Raw genomic sequence first — 19648 nt, forward strand, 5'->3', positions numbered from 1 at the left:
TTTTAATTTTATTAATGCTGTTTTATGGAAATTTTAATAAATCTTATGATAAAAAAATGCCTTCTAATAATTATATTTCAATTTCTATTATAACTAAAAAAGAAAATAATTTAAAAACAGAAGAAAAAATAGAGAAAAAAACAGAAGAAAAAAAAATAATTAAAAAGCACCAAAAAATGGGTGTTGTAAAAGATAAAAAAGTTCAAAAAAATAATTTACCAGTTGAAGTATTAAAAGAGAAAAGTACTTCAACAAATCATAAATTAAATGATTTTTATCCGAATTCTGCTTTTCAATCCGAATTAAGAGAAGAAGGTTCAAATTCTTTTTCTAAAGAGCATACAATTCAAAGTTCTAGTGATATTCAAGAAAAATCGTATCCTTTTGATTTAGATTTTAGTGAGTCAGTTAAAACTAATTATATACATATTCCAGGCATATTGAGAAAACCATTTCATGCAGCAAAAGTTTCTGCTAAAATAATTCGATTGAAAGATGGGAATTGGAAAATTGTAAACATAAATTCTAAAAATCCTTACTTTAGAGCTTTTTTTTATGAAGAAATTCAAAAAATGATTAAGGATAAATATTTAGTTCAAAGTTTAATATCATCTAATTTAAAACTGGTTGAATTGAATTTAATTTACACAAAATTAAAATCCGTAGAAGATCCTTCTATTGATACAAAAGTAACAATCTCTAAAAACCAGGTATTTTTTTATATTGATGAAAAAATAAAACCAGAAGAATATGCGTTAATAGCTGGTGGTATAAATATTTTAGGCATAGCTGCTTATGCTTTAGATAAAATGCTTCCCGACTATTATCAAAATAGTTCCTATATTTTAGAACTTAAAAAATCGTTTGCTTTTGAAAACGAAGGGGCAATAAACTAAAAGTATTTTGTTGATATTCTTCTATTTATTAATATTATCGATATGATCTAAAACTTCTAATTTTATTTTTTGAAATGATTTATTTGATTTTAACTGATCGTATATTTGGTTAAGATTTGAATTTTCCTTTGCTCTCACAATGATTATTTTATCACTTTTAATAACAGAGACTTTTTCAACTTGATATTTTTCTTCAATGATGCTTATATTTTCTATATTATTTAAATAATTTATTACAAAAAAACCTTTTGTTACCATAATTTTAGAGTTTTCTTTATTGAATATGATGAGAGGTTTTTTTTGACTAAAATGACTATAAGAATTATTTGTTGAAATATAAATATAGTTATAATCTTTCCATAAATAATTTGAATCCAAATTCTGATATAAATTTTTATCGACAACTGTGATATTATCAATAAAAAATTTCGTATTTGAATTTGCAAATTTAGCAACTGTATTTTCATTTAAGTAATTTATAAATTCTCTCTCATTGAATTTTTGGTTTTTGGGTTTTTCTATTTCAAGATTAAATATTTTTTCTGATCCATCTTCCTTTTTCTTAAAAATAGATATCATAACGATAGTGAATAAAATGATAATAAATACAATTGTTAAGTTTTTTGATTTCATGCCATTCTGCGCCTATTTTAAGAAAAAAGGTTAATCTGAATTTTATCGGCATGAAAACATTGGTTTTTTATTTGTTTTTTGTTTTATAAATATTAAAAAATTTAATTTATATAAGTAAAATTAATGGTTTATATGTTTTTAAAATGATACAAAATATCAAGAAAAAATTGAAAAGAGAGTTATTTTATAATAGAAATAATTTTATGAGGTTATTTTATGTGTTCTGATTTGCTTATGAAAAGACCAAAATTAACAAAAAATATAGATATAAAAACATTTTTAGATTATTATTGGTTAAAAAGTGAACTTATTCAATTCTGTAAAATATATAAATTAAATACGACTGGGAATAAATTCGATTTACTGAAAAGAGTTCAATATTTTATTGAAACAGGTAATAAAAATGAAACAATAAGTAAACCTAATTCGCAAAAATATAAAAAAGATAGCTTAAATAAGCTGGATAAAAATTCATTGGTTTTAAATTATAAAAATGATAAAAAAACAAGAGAGTTTTTTATAAAAGAGATAGGGAGTCATTTTCAATTTAATGATTACTTAAGAAGCTTTAATAATAGAATAATAGATATCAATAATAAAATAACCTATGGTGATTTAATTCAAGGTTGGATTACATATGAAAATGAAAAAAAATCATTAAATATTGAAAAAGAAATAGGAAAACAATTTGAATATAATCAATTTATGAGAGACTTTTTTAAAAATGAAAAGGGAAAAAATAGACAAGAAGCCATAGAGGCATGGAATTTTGTAAAGTTTTTACCTGGTAAAAGAGATTATGATTCCTATAAAAAAAAGTTAACCTGGAGGCCAAGAGAGTGAGCGTCCTCCTAGGACGTGGCAATGCATATAATAAACAGTTTGGCCGCCATTTTCTCCGTTATTCATGACGAGTCTATAACCTGATTTTATAATCCCCGTTATTTCTGCTACTTTTTTTGCTGCAAATAAGATTCTTCCCATTTGTTCGATATCTGATTCTTGAGACTCAGACACATTGATTATTTTATTTTTTGGAATAACAAGAACATGAACGGGTGCTTGTGGACTTATATCATTAAATGCCAAAGTATATTCATCTTCGTATACTGGTTTGCAGGGAATTTCACCAGATAGAATTTTTTCAAAAATGGTTTTATCAGACATAGGTTATTCTTTCATATGAATAGTATCATTAATAAAAACATATTAAGAAATAACATAAGATATAAAAAAGGAAAATATTTATAAAGAAATTTGTTAATTAATATTTAGCTAGGTAAAAACAAATATAACAATGAGTAGTACAAGGAAAACACCTACAAACCAAAAAATTCCCATTGGTTTATGTATTTCATAAGGGTCTTCTTCATCTATAGTAACAACTTTATTTCCTTTGTATTTGTTTTTCTCAGACTCTTCTTCTTTATGCATATTTTTTTTCGAATCGGACATTTTTTCTTTGCTGTCTTCATGTTCATTTGTGCTATGGGCATCTTTAGACTTTGTTTCTTCTTTTGCTGTTTCTTTATTATGACCCGTGGCATCATGAGCTTTTTCTTTGTTCTCTGATTTAGAACTTTCTTTCTCTTTTTTGTTATCGTGTTCATTTGCCTTAGGAGCTTCTTTTTTAGGAACATAAACTTCTTCCCCATTTTCTTTATGGGGAGCGGCATGTTCCTCATTTGCAAAAGTAAAAAAAGGAAAAAACAAAAAAATCAGCTTAATGCAAAAGGAAAATTTGTCTGAAATCAATTTTTGTCGCAAGGTGATTCCTCCAAGGACAATGGTATAAAATAAATTGGCCTTATCAAAGTAACAAATCTACTTGCATTCTATCTTTTTTATGTGGGCTTTTGTTGCAATTGATTCCAAATTTGACGGACGAGTTTCATCCAGCTTTCCGAGTTTGCCGGAGATATGCCTTTAATAGAAAAAAACCTTAAAATAGGAGAGCCCGCGTGTTTTGGACCTTGTTTCGGCACCATGTCTGTAAATAAGTAAACAGGTCCATTGATATTATGTCTTTTAAAAATTTTTTCGGGTCCATAGACCCTAAGTTCAACTCTTAAAAGTCCTTTTGGTTTTTCTACAACTTGTTCAAAAAAAGATTCCATTTGATCGGACTGTTCTTCGGAATGAGTTTGTAAACATAACGCAAGTTCACTCTCTCCAAAATCATGAATTTTACTTTCAAATCCATAAGAGAAGCTTCCGTAGCACAGCCATATGTCAACACAAAAACCTGGTAGCATAGTTTACTTAAATCTTCCTGAACGAATAATACCAATAATAAGCCATAATCCTAGAATTACGGCTGTCCCAAAACCAATTAAGCCGAAGGTAGCTAAGAAGTCGTATAGTTTACCCTGTTTTCCATAAGTAGCAATACTACTTCCTAGGACAATGGATCCTAAAAGTATAGCAAGGCTGAGTCTATTTGATGCACGATCTAATTCTCTTGTTAAAAATATAATATCTTCGCTCTTAAACTGGAAGGCCAGCGTTCCAGATTGTAGTTTTTTAGCTAAAATTCGAAGTGTAATAGGTAAATCCTTAATAAATGCACCAGAATCGTGCATAGCTAAACCGATATTGCGTTCGAACCATTTTTTATCAAACTGAAAAAGAGAATTTTTTTCATAATATTCAGTTGCAAAATTAAGAATTTGAAATTTGGGATCTACACTTCTGCCAAAAGTTTCTAGGGCAATTAATGCTCTAAAAAATAAAATAAGATCTCTTTCTAAAGGCGCATTTCGATTTGCAGAAATTCTTGCAATTCGCATTAATGTCCTTCCTAAATGGAGATCTTGTATAGGTAATGAAATGATATTATCTAGTATTTCTGATATTTCAGATTCTAATTGAGAGCTAAGCGTTAAATCGTCTTTTTCTGTAAGTTCAACAAAAAGGCGCGCACAAGTTTCAATGTCATGTTTAGATAAAGAATAAAACATAAAGGCTAATGTGTTTCTTAAATCTCTTTTCAAACGAACGGTTAATCCAAAATCAAGAATCCCTAATTTTCCATCATCCATTTTTATTAAATTTCCAGGATGAAGATCTCCATGGAAAATTCCAAATTGAAAAGTCATATCTAAAAAGGCTTCAACGGCAATTTTAACTAAATTATGACCTCCATCAATGATGTTACTTTCCGTAAATTTCTTTCCCGTGACTTCGCTCATACATAATATTTTTGAGGTACAAAATTTATAATTTATTACGGGAATATGAATATTTTCATGATTTTTGAAAAACTGCCTCATTCGTTCTGTGTTTGCTGCTTCTCTTGAATAATCTAGTTCGTTTAAAAGAGAGCGGCGAAGTTCAGCTACAATAATAGTAGGGCGAAGAAGTTTTAATTCAGGCAATGCGGTTTCTAAAATAGAAGCAATGGTCATCAATATAGCCAAGTCATTATTTATGGCTATATCAATATCAGGGCGTTGTATTTTAAATACGACAGAGCTTCCCCCTTTTAAGAGAGCTTTGTGGACTTGACCTATACTTGCCGATCCAATGGGATTAAAATCAAAAAATTCAATTTCTTCCAGCAAATGAGCGGGAAGTTCATTTTCAAGGGTTTTTTCAATGATTTCTTTATTTATAGGCTTAACTTTATCACATAGTCTTTTAAATTCTTCCACATAGCTTTTGGGTAAAAGATCTTCTCTTGCAGAAAGAAGTTGCGCTAATTTTACAAATGTAGGTCCAAGCTCTTCAAATGCCATAGCAAGTCTTTTTGCTCTGGAAAAATGATAATTTGGAGATTGTTCTTGTGAACTATTTTCTGAGTTTGTACTTTGTAAAAGATCGCCGAGCTCTGTTCTTTGTATCTCTCTTTTAAATCCATAACGAGCCAGAATATTTACTATATGGGTTAGTCTCCCAACATTTCTAAATTTTTGTAGAATACTTGAAGGCATATAATTGAATCCTCAAAATAGCAAACGAGGTAATCTTGAATTACCTTTCTATGACTTTAGTATATTAGACCTGTAACAAGTGCCAATGGATTCTGTTGCAGTCTCAAAAAATATGTAAGGATTGATTGAGCAGTTCTATAAGGGAGTAAAAATGAAATTAAGTTGTGTTGAATTTGCGAAAATGTATAAAGACGGGGATCTCAGTAAAAAAGTTTTATTGGATGTTCGTGATGTTAGTGAATGTTCAGCGGGAATGCTTAATGGAAGTATAAATATTCCGGTAGCAGAATTAGATTCTCGTTTTTCAGAAATTTCAAAAGATAAAGAAATATTTATTTACTGTAAATCAGGGGGACGAGCGGAAAGAGCCGAAATGTTCTTAAATTATATGGGTTTTAAAGAAACTCGTGTAGCAAGCCCAGGTGGTTATAATGAGTTAAAAGATTTAATATAAGTTTGACATTAATTTAAAGCTTTTTTAACGGCAGCAAGCAGTTTGTCTGGTACAAATGGTTTAATAATCCAAGCTTTAACACCAATTTCTTTGCCTGTTTGAGCATCTTCTGGATTGGTATCTTTTGTTAAAATAAAAATAGGGATATTTTGTGTTTTTGGGTCTGCTTTTAATGCTTTTGCAAGTTCAAAACCACCCATAACGGGCATGTTTAAAGCGGAAATCACAAGATCGATATTTTTGCTTTTTGCTACAGACAAGCCTACAGATCCATCTTGCGCTTCTAAAACGTTAAAGCCTCCTTTAGAAAGAGCAAATTTTGCAAGACTTCGTATTGTGGGAACGTCATCGACAATCAAAATTGTCTTTGCCATAAAAAACCCTCAGGTATTTCAATATACAAGTATCCTTATCGGTCTTTTTTTAGATATCTTGAATATTCTCTTTTTTATGGAATAAATTTTATTGGTTTGTTCAAAAAATGAAAAAGTGAAGATACCATAAACTAAAATGTTATATAGGCTCTTAATAAGAAAAATTAGAAATTTTTTTCTTTTTTTAGGAGTTATTTATGGCAAAAACATTTTCCTGTTTATTAGTTGGTGTCGATGTTATCACTGTTGAAATTGAAACCGTAATTGGGACAGGTTTTTCTGGATTAAATATTTTAGGTTTAAATACGGAAGCAACTCGAGATATGAGGGAACGAATTCGTTCTGCATTAGAGTCTATAGGAATTCCAATTCCTTCTAAGAGAATTATAGTAAATATTACACCAAGTGAGTTTATAAAAATATCGCGTATTCCTTTATCGCAGTTGGATTTTGCTGTTGCTGGATGTATTATTTATGCTTTAATTGATGATAACGAAAAACAAAATAAATTATTTAAACCAGAGAATGAATTTTTGGCAGGAGAACTTTCTCTGTCTGGAAAGTTAAAAGAGATTCAAAATCCACTCATTTATCAATCTGCAATTATTCAAAATAATAATAATATTAAATTATGTCTCCCTAGAAAAAATTTAAGCTATAATTCCATTTTTTTAGAAAACAAAACAGAATTTTTTGATAGTATAGATGAATGGTATCAAAAAAGAAAAAAGTTAAATAAGATAAATTCTATAGAGTTTATTCCCAAAGAAATTAATATATCTGAACCAAAAATAAATAGTACATTAAACATAAAAGAAATAGAAAATACAATTACAGTTTTAATGAAAAATCCAAAACTATGTGTTTCATTATTAATTGCAGCTTTAGGTCATCATCATATTTTGATTGCTGGTGAACCTGGTGTTGGAAAAAGTTTTGGTTTACAAAAAATTTACCAATTTCTTGATCCCTTAAATGAAATTGAAATGATAGATGTAAAGTTGATTCATTCTGTTTCAAGTCATGTTGCTAGGCCATTTCGTTCTCCTCATCATTCTGCTACTCCAGCTGCTTTAATAGGAGGAAGTTCATTAAAGCCAGGAGAAGTATCTTTGGCTCATAAAGGTGTTTTATTTTTAGATGAACTTTCTGAGTTTTCTAGTTCAAGTTTAGAGTCATTAAGAGAGCCTTTAGATTCTGGTGAGGTATTTATTTCAAGAGCGGGTGGACATATACGTTACCCCGCTCAGTTTTTATTATGTGCTACAACAAATCCATGCTCTTGTGGTTATTTATTCTCTAAAATAAAATCTTGTCGCTGTAATCCTAAAGAAAGTAGAAAATATTTACAAAAGTTAAGCGGACCACTTTTAGATCGATTTTGCCTTCAGGTTTGGATTGATTCTCCGATTGAAATGAGTGAAATGGATATTTTTTCAGCTTATTTACTAGATTTGTATTCTAAAAAGAAAATTAAATTTTTTTCTGAAAATTTCATTGATGCGAAGAAAAAATATAACGACTTAAAAAAACAAAATAAAATACTTTCGGAAATCGAAAAATACCTTATAATGGATGAAAGATTTTGTTCTTTATCTCTTAGAGGTCAAAAAAAGATATATAATATAGCTTTTTCATTTTATTGTTTATTTAATGAAATTGAAATTAACAAACTATTTGTTGAATCTGTTATGAGTTTTAGAGAGTTGGATAGAATGTTCTTGCAAAGAAATATTTTTTGACATATTTTTTAGATAATTCCAATTCTAAATTTAACTTTATGAATAATCATATTAAAAAGAATACCAAAAATAAAAAAATATTTTATGTGATATAAAATTATAATTTTATATCGAATTTATAATAAAATTAAATTTATACATTTTAAAATGTTATAAATTATAATCGTTTTTTTTCTTGTAATAACTTATGAATAACTTTTATGAAAAAAAAATAATATTAATAATGATTTATTTTAATTAAAATGTATATGATTTTGTTTATTTAGAAAATTATTTAATAAAAAAATATCTCTTTAGTTTGTGAATAATTTTAAAAATTGGAAAATTTAAAAAAAACTTGAAATATATAAGTATTTTTATGTTTTATGCCTTAGTCATTAGTGATTTTATTTATTTAATTATTAACAAAAATTTAATTACTTTCTTGCAACTTTTAATTAATGTTGATAATGTAAAATCAACAATGTCTGCTTTAATAGACGGCATTTTTAAGTTTTAATTATTTTCTTTTAAATTGAAATAAAAAAATTTAATAAATGTTTGCACTATATGCTTAAATAAACATATAGATTTGTTTTAATAATGAAGCTTATTTTTAGGATATCAGGATGATAAGTGAAAAAGAACGAATTGAATCCTTAAAAAGTTACTATATTTTAGATACCTTACCTGAAAAAGATTATGATGAAATAACTTCACTAGCAGCTAAGGCATTTAAGTGTCCTATTTCGTATATAAGTTTTTTAGATGAAAAAAGATTATGGATTAAGTCAAGTCATGGAATTCCTAAATTAACATTTGAAAAAGATTTTTCCTTTTGCCAATATACTTTAAAAAGTGATGAAATTTTTATCGTAAATAATACTCTAAAAGATAAACGATTTCATGATAATCCTTACGTCTTAGGTAATCCTAAAATTCTTTTTTATGCTGCTGTACCTATTGTTTCTGTGACAGGCTATAATATTGGTGCTTTATGTATTTTAGATAGAAAAGAGAATCAATTTTCAGATAGTCAGCTTATGTATCTTAAATTTTTAGCTAATAAAATATACAAGCTTTTAGAACTGCGTAGAAAAAAAATACTTCTTGCAAAATTAAATGAAGAGTCAAAATTATCTTCAAAAAATTATTTAAAAAATGATAAGAAATATTCCTATCAAAATAACATAAGAAATTCAGGAAAAAAATCTTTAGAAAAAATGGCAAATCACGAAACAAATAAACAAATGGCGTTCAATTTTGTAACTTTAAATGATTACTCTTCGGATGTTCAACTTGTTGAAAATACAAAAAAAATAAATAGTTTTTGTTCTACCATAGAAAAAGAATTTTCAATTACAAAAAAAATAAATTTTTCTAAATATTTTCATACCGATTATAAAGTCGAAAAAGCACAATTTATTGCTGTAAATGAACTCATATCTGCTGTGCTTAATTTATACAAAGATAAAATGTCTATGTATGAAATTCAATTAGACATAACTTCAAATATCCCTCCAAATTATAAAATAGAATGCAAACCTTCTTTAACTATTCAAATTATTTCATGCATTATTCATAATTCGATTGAATCTATAAAATTTAAAAAATTTAAGTGGATTCATTTGGACTTAAAGGAGGCTAGTTATGATTTTGAAATATCTATTTCAGATAATAGCCAAGCTGCTTTTAATAAGTTTAATTTAAGCAATCACGATTTTCAAAATTATGAAATGAAAAATGATTGTTTAAATGATTTCAATCAAATAAATATTGAAGGTGAAAATTATTTAAATAAAATTACAAAAGCAATTGGTGCACAGGTTTTTTTAGATAAGAGTAGTGAAAATTCTAAAGTGGTTTTTTATCTTCCTAAAAGAAACTATCAGTTTGATAATTAATCTTTATTTTGTTTAATTAAATTTTAAAAAAATAAATTTTTCTATTTAAGATTAAATAATTTTTTGTTATTCTTTCTTATAGGAAATAGTTATTTATTAAATAATTATTTATATATAAAGGAAAAACTATGTCTCATCATAATAAATTTAAAAATGACAAAAAACACTTAAAAAATAATGTTTATTATAATGAAAACGAATCTATAAATAGTATAAAATCATCTTCGGAAACAGATGATTATGATAAAAGAAAAAAAGGTTTTTTTTCAAAAAATAAACATTCTGAAACTCAAAACAATGATGGTTTTTTCTTTAAGTTAATAAATTTTTTAATATCTTTGCGTCGCCATCATTAGTTTTAACTTGAAAAAAAAACCACCATTAGGTGGTTTTAAAATTATCTTTCCGAATACATCGCTCGTTTTCTCTCTAATTCTTCTTGTTCTTCCAATTTGTGCTCAAATGCGACTTCAGGGTCTTGATGTTCTGCAGTTGCATTTTTGAGTTCAAGCTTTGCCTTGCGTTCAACTTCTGCTTTGGCTTCCGCAATAAACTTTTCAGCTAAATTAGGCTGTACTTTGTATATCATTTGTAATGAGTCTTGTTTGATAGAAACGATCAAACGGATAAATAATTCAAAAGCTTCGTTTTTATACTCTTGTAATGGATCTTTTTGCGCATAACCTCTTAAACCAATTCCGTCTTTTAAATGGTCGATATTAAGAAGGTGATCTTTCCACCAAGAGTCGATCGTTTGAAGCATAACCCAACGTTCGATATCCCTCATTTGTTCGGAACCAAATAAGTTTTCTTTTTCTTCGTATTCCTTGATAAGTTTTTTTGTAATGAGATCGTAAAACTCATCTCTACCTATTTCCGTTTTATTCCTTTCCTCAATAGAAAAAGGAATTGCTTTGTTAAAATTACGGAATAAAACTCTTTCTAGTTCTTTATAATCAATATTAACTAGCTCACCAGGGAGTCCAGATGGTGGAATAAAGTCATCACAAATGGTACGTGCAAATTTTTGGATGGGTTCACCAACTAAAATTTCTTTTACATTTTCTTTACGCAATATTCTCATACGAGCTGCATAAATAGCTTTTCTTTGTTGATTTAATACATCATCGTATTGAAGTAGTTGTTTACGAATATCGTAATTGAAACCTTCTACTCGTTTTTGTACTTTGCCAATTACATTTGTTAATCTTGGATCGTGAATCGCTTCGTCACCAACAAACTTTTCCATAATGAATTGATTCGCTTTATTGTTAAAGCGTTTCATAAGTTCGTCTTCCCAAGATAAAAAGAATTTACTTGCACCTGGGTCACCTTGGCGACCAGAACGGCCACGGAGCTGATTATCTATACGGCGGCTTTCGTGTCGTTCCGTACCAATAACATAAAGACCTCCAAGATCAGCCACTTGTTGGCCTAGAATGATATCTGTACCACGACCAGCCATGTTGGTTGATAAAGTTACACGGCCTTTTTGGCCAGCTTCTGCAATAATTCTAGCTTCTTGTTCATGATGTTTTGCATTTAGTACTTGATGCGGAATATTTTTCTTTTTAAGTAGCTCAGAAAGCAATTCACTTTTTTCAATGCTGACAGTACCAACAAGAATAGGTTGTCCCGTCTTATGAATTTTATCAATTTCTTCTGCCACAGCATTAAATTTTGTAGCTTGTTTTAAGAATAAAACATCATCGTGATCTTTACGAATCATTTGGCGATTTGTAGGGATAACAACAACATTTAATTTATAAATATTATGAAATTCGACTGCTTCTGTGTCTGCTGTACCTGTCATGCCAGATAATTTTTCATACATACGGAAATAGTTTTGGAGAGTTACTTGTGCTAATGTTTGGTTTTCGGGTTGAATTTGAACATTTTCTTTTGCTTCTAGAGCTTGGTGAAGTCCATCCGAAAATCTACGACCGTGCATTAAGCGACCAGTAAATTCATCAACAATAATGATTTGCCCATTTTGAACAATATAATGATCGTCTTTTCTAAATAAGACATGAGCTCTTAATGCATTATTACAAGCATGAACAAGTTCATTATTTTCAGGGTCAAAAAGATTTTCAATATTAAGGCGTTTTTCGACTTTAGAAATACCAGCTTCAGATAAAGCACAGGCTCTAGATTTTTCATCTACCGTGTAGTCAATTTCTTTTCTTAATCCACGAATCGCATTATTTGAAATAATATATTTATCGGAAGTAGTATCCGAAGGACCGCTAATAATGAGTGGAGTTCTAGCTTCATCAATTAAGATGGAGTCGACTTCGTCAACAATGGAATAGTGATGGCCTCTTTGTACAAAATCTTCGAGGCGAACCTTCATGTTATCACGTAAATAATCAAAACCTAATTCATTATTTGTAGCGTAAGTAACATCGCAAGCATAGGCTTCTTGACGTTCTTGGTCACTCATGCCTGATAAAATACATCCTGTAGTAAGGCCTAAAAAACTATAAAGCTTGCCCATTTCTTCGGACTGTGTAGATGCTAGGTATTCATTTACAGTAACAACATGAACGCCTTTTCCAGATAAGGCATTTAAGTAAACAGGAGCTGTTGCGGTTAAAGTTTTACCTTCCCCTGTACGCATTTCAGCAATTTTACCTTGGTGTAATACATATCCACCAATAAGCTGTACATCAAAATGTCTTTTTCCTAAGCAGCGTTTGCCTGCTTCACGTACAACAGCAAAAGCTTCAGCGAGAAGAGAGTCAAGACTTTCCCCTTTTTGGTACCTTGTTTTAAATTCAGAGGTTTTTGCTTTAAGCTCACTATCAGTCAATGATTGCATCTTTGATTCGAGAGTGTTTATTTTTGTAAGAATAGGTGCAATTTTACGCAATTCTCGATCGTTTTTAGTTCCAAAGAGAGACTTGAGAATATTTAACATGATTCAGAATTTATCCTTTCAAACAAATAAAAAAGCTTAAAACCACCAGCCTTTTAACACACATTTTTCTTGTGTGCCAATTTTGGTGACAGGTTGCCAATTCTTTCCTCTTATTTCAATTTATAACCTTCCGACAAGAGCAAAGTATTAAAAGAGTGAATGAAGCATAGTGGAAGGAATGAAAATGTCTAATACAACCCAAGACATATTTGATGAATTCAATGAAGACAGCCTTGAAAGCTACGCTCTTGATTTAGAGCCAAATGGGAGTTTGGCTGATGATAGTAATTTAAATGTCAATCTTACAAAGCAAATTGAGCAAATATTGGACAGCATTACAAGGGTCGGTGGTGAAGTTTGTAAATTACGAGCTGAAATGGATGGCCTATTAGATCAAAATGGGATGTTAGTAGACTCTTTTCATAGATTAAAAGATGTTTTAAATGAAAAAGGATATTTAGATATTGATGATTTTCAATTAGCTTGCGATGTTTTTGATGAATCTAATTTGAAAAGTGTAGGAAGTCAGTTTATTAAAAAAGTTTCACATTAGATAGCAACTTTATTTTGCTAAATTTTAATGATTTTTAATATTAATAACTCCATCGACTTAAAACATAATTTCGTGTCATTTGATGATTTAAATAGATTAAAAAAATGGTGAGAAGAATTAAAAATATAAAGTTTCTTTTAGATAAAAAATCTCCTAAAGTAAATAATAATGGAAAAATAAAAATAGTATAACGAAATGCATTCATTAAAGAGAAAACACTGGGAGTTATTAATAAGCAAAATAATGAATAGAAAAAAACTGGTTTAGATTTTTTAAATAATAAAAAATTGAAAATGAATAAAATATAAAAATAAATAGATTCATAAATACTAAATCTAGTTAAATCTTTATATCTTATAATGTCAAAAAATGAATTTAAATATCCTGAAAATGATAGTGTAAGGCTTGTGAAATATTTTTGTGCATCTAAAAAAGCAAAAGGATTTGAAAAAACAATATATTGATAAATTAAAAAAATAGAATAAATTGAAAATGAAATAAGTCCAGATAAAATAAATTTTTTAATTTTATCTGAAATTAATTCATGAGAGTTTATAATCATACATGCTATTGCAATACTGAGAAAAATTCCTTGATTTTTTGTTAAGGCGCAGAGTCCAGCCAATACAGAACTCAAAATCCAATTTTTATTTACATAGTAAAATGCAAGAAAAGAAAGAAGCAAATACAATGACTCTGTGTGACTAGAATGAAAGATATAGGATGACGGTGCAAATAAAAAGAAAAAATATCCATATTTTGTTTGCGGAATAAGCCATTCAGGATGTTTTTCAGGATTATTTATGATTTTTAAAATAAATATATTGAAAATAATAAATAAAATAGATGAAAATACAGTGCCTATAAATTGGGCTGGAATTTGGAATGGTAATAAAATTGAAATAACTTTTATAATAAATGGATATAACGGATAAAAAGCAATAGATTTTTCATTGTATCCTTCAAGAATAATTTTATTATACCAATTAGCATCCCAATTTGATAAGGCATTTTGGTAAGTTAGATCTTTGCTGTGAATTGTTAAAACCCACAAAGAAAAGTGGTATAAAAAATATATAATAAGTAATATAATGATGTATTTTTTTAAATAATAATTGTTATTTTTTTGGAAAAATTCTTTTAAATTTATCATTTTTCTCCTTAGTTGATTCCAATTAAAGATATAATTTCTTTTTCTGTTTTAATATTACTCTTTTCATTTCTATTTTCATTATAAAATGTTTTATTTATTTCGGATGGAATACCTTTTAAAACATGAATTTCTTCAGACAAAAATAATGCTTCTCTTACATCGTGTGTAACTAAAATAGCGTATTTGTTTGTTTCTAAAATTTTATTTGCAAGCCATTCTTGTAAGATATATCTTGTGTGTGCGTCTAAAGATGCAAAAGGTTCATCTAATAAAATGGCTTGTGTATCTAATACCAAAGCTCTTGCAAAAGAAACTCTTTGTGCCATTCCAAGAGAAATCTCATCAGGAAATTTATTTTTATGATTTTCTAATTGTACAACTTTTAAAGCATTTATAGCAATTTCTTCTTTTGATTTTTGTTCTTTAGTTACTTTTTCATTAGAAATAGCAATTATGATATTATTTAAAATGTTCTTCCATGGTAATAAATGAGGTACTTGAGGAACCATTGAAAATAATTTTTGTTTTATATTCCATTTTTGAAAAGAAAAATCTTGATTTTTAAATTCGATCTGACCTGTAGCTCCTGTTTCCATACCCATTAGAACTCTTAAAAAAGTAGATTTTCCACATCCTGAAGCTCCTATTAGGGATGTTATTTTACCTTCTTTTAAAGTAATATTTATGTTTTTAATAACAGGCTCTTTATTTTGGTAAGAATAATTTTCAACCGATATTTTAATCATTATTATATTTATTCCTAAAATTTAATGTTTTGCTGTTTTCCAAAATATAATTTTTTTTCTAAGTAAAGAAACAAAAAATGTACTAATTAAACTTATAAAAATAATAACAATAACAGCAGCTATAACTTTATCTGTTCTAAAGGTTGCTTGAGCTCTTAATAAATAAATACCAAGTCCAGATTCACTGCCCATTAATTCAGCTAAAACTGCGGAACCAAAAGAGTAACTAATGCTTATTTTAAGCGCATTAAAAAATCCAGGAAGTGAATAGGGAAAATAAATATGAAAAAAAGCTTTCATGGAGTTTATTTGCAACATTTCAACGATTAAATGGTATTCTTTTTTTGCTTCAATAAGATCATTTTGCATCACTAATGAAATAGGAAAAGAACACGTAAGTACAACCAAAGCAACTTTTGGTGCCATTCCTAATCCTAACCAAATCATAAGAAGTGGTGTAAAAACAAGGTAAGGAATACTTTGTGAAATAATAAGAAGAGGTGATAAAATAGAATGTATTTTTTCAGATTTGAAAGATAAAAAACCTAAAAAAAGACCTAATACAATTGCAAGAAAAACACCTAATAGCCATTCTGAAACAGTTACGAGTGTGTTTTGAAAAATAATTACCCAGTCTGTTAAAAATACATCTGTCACTTTAGAAGGTAAAGGGATAATATATTCTGGTACCTTAGCTTTTTGTAACGTTAACTCTAAAACAAAAATGAGTAACATTACAAAAAGAACTGGAAAAATCCGTCTAGATATGCGAGACATGTAGTTGCCTTTCATACTGTTATTCTAAGCTTGAAGCGCAGTAAGACCGCTTTCAGCCAGAGGATTTAATATGTTTCTTAAAAATCTGCAATTAACACGCAATTCCTTAACCACTTTAGTTTTATTGATGTCACAAGCTTCTTTAATTTCTAAATCCTATTCTTTAGATTTAAAAGTGGATTTACCTCAAAATGCTGGTAAAGAACCGGTTCTATATTATAATCCGATAGTAAACCAGCAAGCAGATTCCTCTTTTTCCAAAGGAACCACAGCTAAAGAGCCAGAAGTCAGCAAAAAAAAGCAAAAAGCCTCTAAATCTGATCAGGTTGAAAAGTCTGTTCCTAAAGAAGAAATTGTACTAGCGGATGATGGAGGGCTTGAAGTTCCTCCAGCGCCTAAATCTATTTCTCAAAAGAAAAAAGAAATTGCTCTTGAATCAAATGGTAAAAAAAACAGCATAAAATCTCGTAAAATGAGAGAGGATACTGTTGCTCTAGAAGAAGATAATAACGATAGCGTTCAACTTGTTCGTTCAACAAGTGCTTTGAATAATTCAAAAGATCCTTTTCCTATGTTGGCTTGTATAGAAGACAATGTTGCTTTTTGGGAACGTGTTTATACAGAAATAGATGTAAATGAAGCGTATTTACATGATAAAAATGACTTATCCAGAATTTATAGCACTTTATCCCTTCCTACAAATAAATCACAAAGATCACGCTATATTGATAATGAACGAAAAAAATATATTAACATTATTAATAATTTAGCTGCAAAATTAAAAACTCCTCGTAAAAACTGGACAAAAGAAGAAAAAAGAGTGGCTGCTTTATTTAAAGAGAGTGGCTTAACTTTAAAGAATTTAAATGAAGCAAAATCAAATATGAGAATTCAAACAGGTTTAAAATCTCAATTTGAAGCAGGAGTTCAAAGAAGTATAAACTACCTTCCCTCTGTTTTTCCGATCGTTAAAAAAAGTGGTCTTCCTATTGATCTTGCCTATTTACCACATGTAGAAAGCAGTTATAACTCTAAGGCTGGTTCAAAGGTAGGGGCTATGGGATTATGGCAAATTATGCCAGGAACCATGCGTATTGTAGAAGGCCATGCAGCTGTTTCAAAAAGAACAGATCCTAAAATTGCAACCACAGCGGCCATGAAAATTTTGAAAAGCGATTTTGATAAGGTTCAAAATTGGCCTTTAACTTTAACTGCTTACAATCATGGCGTAAATGGAATGCTCCGGGCTATTGATGAAACAGGGTCACGTGATCTATGTAAAGTAATTGACCATTACAGTTCGCCTTCGTTTCGTTTTGCTTCAAGCAATTTTTACGCCCAATTTTTAGCAGCTCGAAAAGCAGCTAAACAAAGATATTCACAATTGGCTAAAAAAGGAAAAGGTGGTTCCGGTGTGGTTTTAAGGCGTACAATTCTAAGCTCACAAGGTGGATCTTTAAAATGAATTTTTTCTCCGACTGGTTTCTTGCTCCTCACTTTTCAATCCTAGTTCAAACGAATGAAGAGTTCAGTAAGGGTAAGGAGCAGCCAGACGGAGTTTCTATTCAGGTTATCAGTGAATATTATTATTCTACGCATTCAGAGCAATTTCAATTTCCCACTGCTTTTTTTGGTACTTTAAAACCTAAAAATTTATATCCTTTAAATCAAGATGGAAAATCTTTTTTTTATATTATTCCAAAAGATGAACCCAAAAAACTTTCTTTTGAGCTACCAGGAAAATCACATATAATAAGTCATATGGGAGCTTTACTTTCAATTTCTTTATTGCAACAAGGTAACAAATTTGATTCGTCAAAACAGTTTTATATTTCTTTTTCAGAAGATTTAAAATCATTTATTGATTTTGAAAAATATGAATTTATATTGGGAATTCTGCAAAAGTCAATATCAAATAAAGTATTTAAAAATTCCAATAAAAATAAACAATTTAATATAATATTTGAAAATACATTTATGAATAAAGAGGTAGTGAATAAAGCAATCGCATTAAGTGATTCTATGTGTTACACTCGTAGCTTTATAAATATGCCACCAAATATACTTAATCCAGAGTCTTACGAATTATTTTTAAGAACGATTGTTCGAAATGAGTGTGAAAAATCATCTTCACCAAATCATATTCAAATTGAAATATATGATTATGAAAAATTAAAAAAAGAAAATTGTGGACTAATATGTGCTGTGGGGCAAGGAAGTGAGATAAAACCAAGGCTAATTAAATTAACATATATTACAACAAAAAATTTATCAAAAACGCCTCATGTTTCTTTAGTTGGTAAAGGGATTACTTTCGACACAGGGGGATATGATATCAAACCATCCTCTGGAATGCGTATTATGAAAAAAGATATGGGCGGTTCTGCTTCGGCATTAGGCATTTTTTTTGCTTGTGCTCGTCTCAACTTGCCCATGCGGCTTACCTGTTGGTTACCTTTGGCAGAAAATATGATTTCTGGAAATGCAATGCGTCCAGGAGATGTTTTTAGGGCTAAAAACGGTCTCCAAATTGAAATCGATAACACAGATGCAGAGGGGAGACTTGTACTAGCAGATGCCATTTCTTTAGCTTGTGAGGAGCATCCTGATTGGCTTATTGATTTGGCGACTCTTACGGGTGCGGCGCGCGTGGGTTTAGGAACGATGGTTGATTCTCTTTTTGGAAATAATAAATTAACAAGTCAGTTACTTTACAATTCTGGCATCGAGAGTGGAGATTGGGTGTGGCAAGTTCCTTTACCTATTGATTATGAATCTTATCTTGACTCCAATGTATCTGATTTTGTGAATAGTGGCTCTTCTGGTTTTGCTGGTTCCATTACGGCTGCTTTATTTCTTCAAAAATTTGTTACAGTTCCTCAATGGAATCATATTGATACATATATGTGGTGTGATAAGCCAAATGGATTATGGTCTGAGGGTGGGGGCGCGACAGGAAAATGTGTCAGGCTAGTGACTCGAGCAATTGAGTCCTTTATTTCAAAGTAACAAAAACTAATCTAAACTAAAATAACAAATAATATATTTAAAGTAGATTTATTGTTTCATTGGAGGGCTGAAAATTGTCTAATGAACAAAATCCAGAGGTGATTGTAAACATGGTTAGCTTGCATCTACGCGAGTTAATTCATGATGTTAACAATGCTCTTTTTGTTGCTAAAGGATTTCTTGAGGAATTAAATGAAGATACTCAAGGAAAACGTTATATGGATCCTTCCTTTGATCATGAAAATTTTCAGGATATGGTTTCTACAATTAATAGAAATATTGAGAAAATAGATACAAATCTTGTTAAGTTAAGAAAATTCGCTAAAGAGGATATTTTTGATAAAACAGGAGTGCCTAGACCTTCGTAATTCTAATGGTAAGCTAAATAAAAATCTAGCCGCCGCTCTGTTCGGTGCTCGGCGGCTTGGTCGTCCCTCTGAGGAGGGAATGTGATAGGAAATTACAGAAAGGATAATGCTAAAGGCAAGAGTTCAAAAGGAAAGGATATTTTTTTTAAGGAAGGACAAAAATAATACCCGAACGACATCATTTTTGGGTTACCCCATTAGGTTT

20 protein-coding genes are annotated in these 19648 nt (G+C 29.3%); 10 read left to right on the plus strand and 10 right to left on the minus strand.

Annotated elements, in window-relative coordinates; all coding sequences use genetic code 11:
• Positions 1-56 precede the first annotated feature (56 nt).
• A complete protein-coding gene (locus GCL60_RS13185) occupies positions 57-896 on the plus strand; it encodes a hypothetical protein (protein ID WP_153421132.1) in 840 nt (279 codons plus the stop codon).
• A 21-nt stretch (positions 897-917) separates the two neighbouring features.
• Here the strand turns inward: GCL60_RS13185 and GCL60_RS13190 are convergent, their stop codons facing one another.
• Positions 918-1529, minus strand: a complete 612-nt coding sequence (locus GCL60_RS13190; protein ID WP_153421133.1) for a hypothetical protein — start codon at positions 1527-1529, stop codon at positions 918-920.
• Positions 1530-1745: 216 nt separating this feature from the next.
• Between GCL60_RS13190 and GCL60_RS13195 the strand changes: the two genes are divergently transcribed.
• Positions 1746-2372, plus strand: a complete 627-nt coding sequence (locus GCL60_RS13195) for an SAP domain-containing protein (protein WP_153421134.1) — start codon at positions 1746-1748, stop codon at positions 2370-2372.
• Here the strand turns inward: GCL60_RS13195 and GCL60_RS13200 are convergent.
• From GCL60_RS13200 to GCL60_RS13215, 4 genes are all read right to left on the minus strand, one after another.
• Complete coding sequence (locus tag GCL60_RS13200; RefSeq protein WP_153421135.1) at positions 2349-2696, minus strand: histidine triad nucleotide-binding protein; 348 nt, start codon at positions 2694-2696, stop codon at positions 2349-2351. The two genes, GCL60_RS13195 and GCL60_RS13200, sit on opposite strands and share 24 nt — an antisense overlap.
• Before the next feature lie 108 nt (positions 2697-2804).
• Positions 2805-3242: a hypothetical protein gene (locus tag GCL60_RS13205; protein ID WP_153421136.1), complete on the minus strand. Its 438-nt coding sequence runs from the start codon at positions 3240-3242 to the stop codon at positions 2805-2807.
• A 131-nt stretch (positions 3243-3373) separates the two neighbouring features.
• Positions 3374-3784: a hypothetical protein gene (locus GCL60_RS13210; protein WP_153421137.1), complete on the minus strand. Its 411-nt coding sequence runs from the start codon at positions 3782-3784 to the stop codon at positions 3374-3376.
• A 3-nt stretch (positions 3785-3787) separates the two neighbouring features.
• The gene (locus GCL60_RS13215) at positions 3788-5461 is read right to left on the minus strand and encodes an ABC1 kinase family protein (protein WP_153421138.1); all 1674 of its coding nucleotides are present in this window, start codon (positions 5459-5461) and stop codon (positions 3788-3790) included.
• Between the two features lie 151 nt (positions 5462-5612).
• Between GCL60_RS13215 and GCL60_RS13220 the strand changes: the two genes are divergently transcribed.
• Positions 5613-5915 (plus strand): rhodanese-like domain-containing protein, encoded by a 303-nt coding sequence (locus tag GCL60_RS13220; RefSeq protein WP_153421139.1) that lies wholly within the window; start codon positions 5613-5615, stop codon positions 5913-5915.
• Positions 5916-5923: 8 nt separating this feature from the next.
• Here GCL60_RS13220 and GCL60_RS13225 read toward each other — a convergent pair whose 3' ends face one another.
• Positions 5924-6289 carry a response regulator gene (locus GCL60_RS13225; protein ID WP_153421140.1) on the minus strand — a complete coding sequence of 122 codons (366 nt, stop codon included), beginning with the start codon at positions 6287-6289 and terminating at the stop codon, positions 5924-5926.
• A gap of 197 nt (positions 6290-6486) precedes the next feature.
• Between GCL60_RS13225 and GCL60_RS13230 the strand changes: the two genes are divergently transcribed.
• From GCL60_RS13230 to GCL60_RS13240, 3 genes are all read left to right on the plus strand, one after another.
• Entirely contained in the window at positions 6487-8031 is a 1545-nt protein-coding gene (locus GCL60_RS13230; protein WP_153421141.1) for an ATP-binding protein, read from the plus strand.
• Between the two features lie 608 nt (positions 8032-8639).
• Positions 8640-9914 carry a GAF domain-containing protein gene (locus GCL60_RS13235; protein WP_153421142.1) on the plus strand — a complete coding sequence of 425 codons (1275 nt, stop codon included), beginning with the start codon at positions 8640-8642 and terminating at the stop codon, positions 9912-9914.
• Positions 9915-10042: 128 nt separating this feature from the next.
• Complete coding sequence (locus GCL60_RS13240; protein WP_153421143.1) at positions 10043-10270, plus strand: hypothetical protein; 228 nt, start codon at positions 10043-10045, stop codon at positions 10268-10270.
• A gap of 41 nt (positions 10271-10311) precedes the next feature.
• Here the strand turns inward: GCL60_RS13240 and secA are convergent, their stop codons facing one another.
• Complete coding sequence (gene secA / locus GCL60_RS13245; protein ID WP_153421144.1) at positions 10312-12837, minus strand: preprotein translocase subunit SecA; 2526 nt, start codon at positions 12835-12837, stop codon at positions 10312-10314.
• A 184-nt stretch (positions 12838-13021) separates the two neighbouring features.
• Between secA and GCL60_RS13250 the strand changes: the two genes are divergently transcribed.
• Complete coding sequence (locus tag GCL60_RS13250) at positions 13022-13390, plus strand: hypothetical protein (RefSeq protein WP_153421145.1); 369 nt, start codon at positions 13022-13024, stop codon at positions 13388-13390.
• Positions 13391-13430: 40 nt separating this feature from the next.
• Here the strand turns inward: GCL60_RS13250 and GCL60_RS13255 are convergent, their stop codons facing one another.
• Genes GCL60_RS13255 through GCL60_RS13265 form a run of 3 tightly spaced genes read right to left on the minus strand, consistent with a single transcriptional unit; the run spans position 13431 to position 16066 of the window.
• Positions 13431-14543, minus strand: coding sequence for a hypothetical protein (locus tag GCL60_RS13255; RefSeq protein ID WP_153421146.1), 1113 nt, complete (start codon positions 14541-14543; stop codon positions 13431-13433).
• A gap of 8 nt (positions 14544-14551) precedes the next feature.
• Positions 14552-15289 (minus strand): ABC transporter ATP-binding protein, encoded by a 738-nt coding sequence (locus tag GCL60_RS13260; RefSeq protein WP_153421147.1) that lies wholly within the window; start codon positions 15287-15289, stop codon positions 14552-14554.
• 21 nt (positions 15290-15310) lie between these two features.
• Positions 15311-16066, minus strand: a complete 756-nt coding sequence (locus GCL60_RS13265) for an ABC transporter permease (protein WP_161998214.1) — start codon at positions 16064-16066, stop codon at positions 15311-15313.
• 70 nt (positions 16067-16136) lie between these two features.
• On the opposite strand from GCL60_RS13265, the gene GCL60_RS13270 reads away from it, so the two are divergent.
• The 3 genes from GCL60_RS13270 to GCL60_RS13280 all read left to right on the plus strand — a co-directional run bounded on the left by GCL60_RS13270 (position 16137) and on the right by GCL60_RS13280 (position 19443).
• On the plus strand, positions 16137-17531 hold the full coding sequence (locus GCL60_RS13270; protein ID WP_153421149.1) for a lytic transglycosylase domain-containing protein: 1395 nt from the start codon (positions 16137-16139) through the stop codon (positions 17529-17531).
• Positions 17528-19075: a M17 family metallopeptidase gene (locus tag GCL60_RS13275; RefSeq protein WP_153421150.1), complete on the plus strand. Its 1548-nt coding sequence runs from the start codon at positions 17528-17530 to the stop codon at positions 19073-19075. Before GCL60_RS13270 ends, GCL60_RS13275 begins: the two co-directional genes overlap by 4 nt.
• A 74-nt stretch (positions 19076-19149) precedes the next feature.
• Positions 19150-19443, plus strand: a complete 294-nt coding sequence (locus GCL60_RS13280) for a hypothetical protein (RefSeq protein ID WP_153421151.1) — start codon at positions 19150-19152, stop codon at positions 19441-19443.
• The last annotated feature ends 205 nt before the right edge of the window (positions 19444-19648 follow it).

This window comes from Silvanigrella paludirubra, assembly GCF_009208775.1.
Taxonomy (GTDB): Bacteria; Bdellovibrionota_B; Oligoflexia; order Silvanigrellales; family Silvanigrellaceae; genus Silvanigrella; species Silvanigrella paludirubra.

Excerpts from the sequence above, each read along its gene's own strand:
- GCL60_RS13185 (WP_153421132.1), top strand. The coding sequence starts at position 57 with ATGCCTTCTAATAATTATATTTCAATTTCTATTATAACTAAAAAAGAA.
- GCL60_RS13220 (WP_153421139.1), top strand. The coding sequence starts at position 5,613 with ATGAAATTAAGTTGTGTTGAATTTGCGAAAATGTATAAAGACGGGGAT.
- GCL60_RS13190 (WP_153421133.1), bottom strand. The coding sequence starts at position 1,529 with ATGAAATCAAAAAACTTAACAATTGTATTTATTATCATTTTATTCACT.
- GCL60_RS13200 (WP_153421135.1), bottom strand. The coding sequence starts at position 2,696 with ATGTCTGATAAAACCATTTTTGAAAAAATTCTATCTGGTGAAATTCCC.
- GCL60_RS13235 (WP_153421142.1), top strand. The coding sequence starts at position 8,640 with ATGATAAGTGAAAAAGAACGAATTGAATCCTTAAAAAGTTACTATATT.
- GCL60_RS13255 (WP_153421146.1), bottom strand. The coding sequence starts at position 14,543 with ATGATAAATTTAAAAGAATTTTTCCAAAAAAATAACAATTATTATTTA.
- secA (WP_153421144.1), bottom strand. The coding sequence starts at position 12,837 with ATGTTAAATATTCTCAAGTCTCTCTTTGGAACTAAAAACGATCGAGAA.
- GCL60_RS13240 (WP_153421143.1), top strand. The coding sequence starts at position 10,043 with ATGTCTCATCATAATAAATTTAAAAATGACAAAAAACACTTAAAAAAT.
- GCL60_RS13260 (WP_153421147.1), bottom strand. The coding sequence starts at position 15,289 with ATGATTAAAATATCGGTTGAAAATTATTCTTACCAAAATAAAGAGCCT.
- GCL60_RS13195 (WP_153421134.1), top strand. The coding sequence starts at position 1,746 with ATGTGTTCTGATTTGCTTATGAAAAGACCAAAATTAACAAAAAATATA.
- GCL60_RS13275 (WP_153421150.1), top strand. The coding sequence starts at position 17,528 with ATGAATTTTTTCTCCGACTGGTTTCTTGCTCCTCACTTTTCAATCCTA.
- GCL60_RS13250 (WP_153421145.1), top strand. The coding sequence starts at position 13,022 with ATGTCTAATACAACCCAAGACATATTTGATGAATTCAATGAAGACAGC.
- GCL60_RS13230 (WP_153421141.1), top strand. The coding sequence starts at position 6,487 with ATGGCAAAAACATTTTCCTGTTTATTAGTTGGTGTCGATGTTATCACT.
- GCL60_RS13215 (WP_153421138.1), bottom strand. The coding sequence starts at position 5,461 with ATGCCTTCAAGTATTCTACAAAAATTTAGAAATGTTGGGAGACTAACC.
- GCL60_RS13270 (WP_153421149.1), top strand. The coding sequence starts at position 16,137 with ATGTTTCTTAAAAATCTGCAATTAACACGCAATTCCTTAACCACTTTA.
- GCL60_RS13210 (WP_153421137.1), bottom strand. The coding sequence starts at position 3,784 with ATGCTACCAGGTTTTTGTGTTGACATATGGCTGTGCTACGGAAGCTTC.
- GCL60_RS13265 (WP_161998214.1), bottom strand. The coding sequence starts at position 16,066 with ATGTCTCGCATATCTAGACGGATTTTTCCAGTTCTTTTTGTAATGTTA.
- GCL60_RS13225 (WP_153421140.1), bottom strand. The coding sequence starts at position 6,289 with ATGGCAAAGACAATTTTGATTGTCGATGACGTTCCCACAATACGAAGT.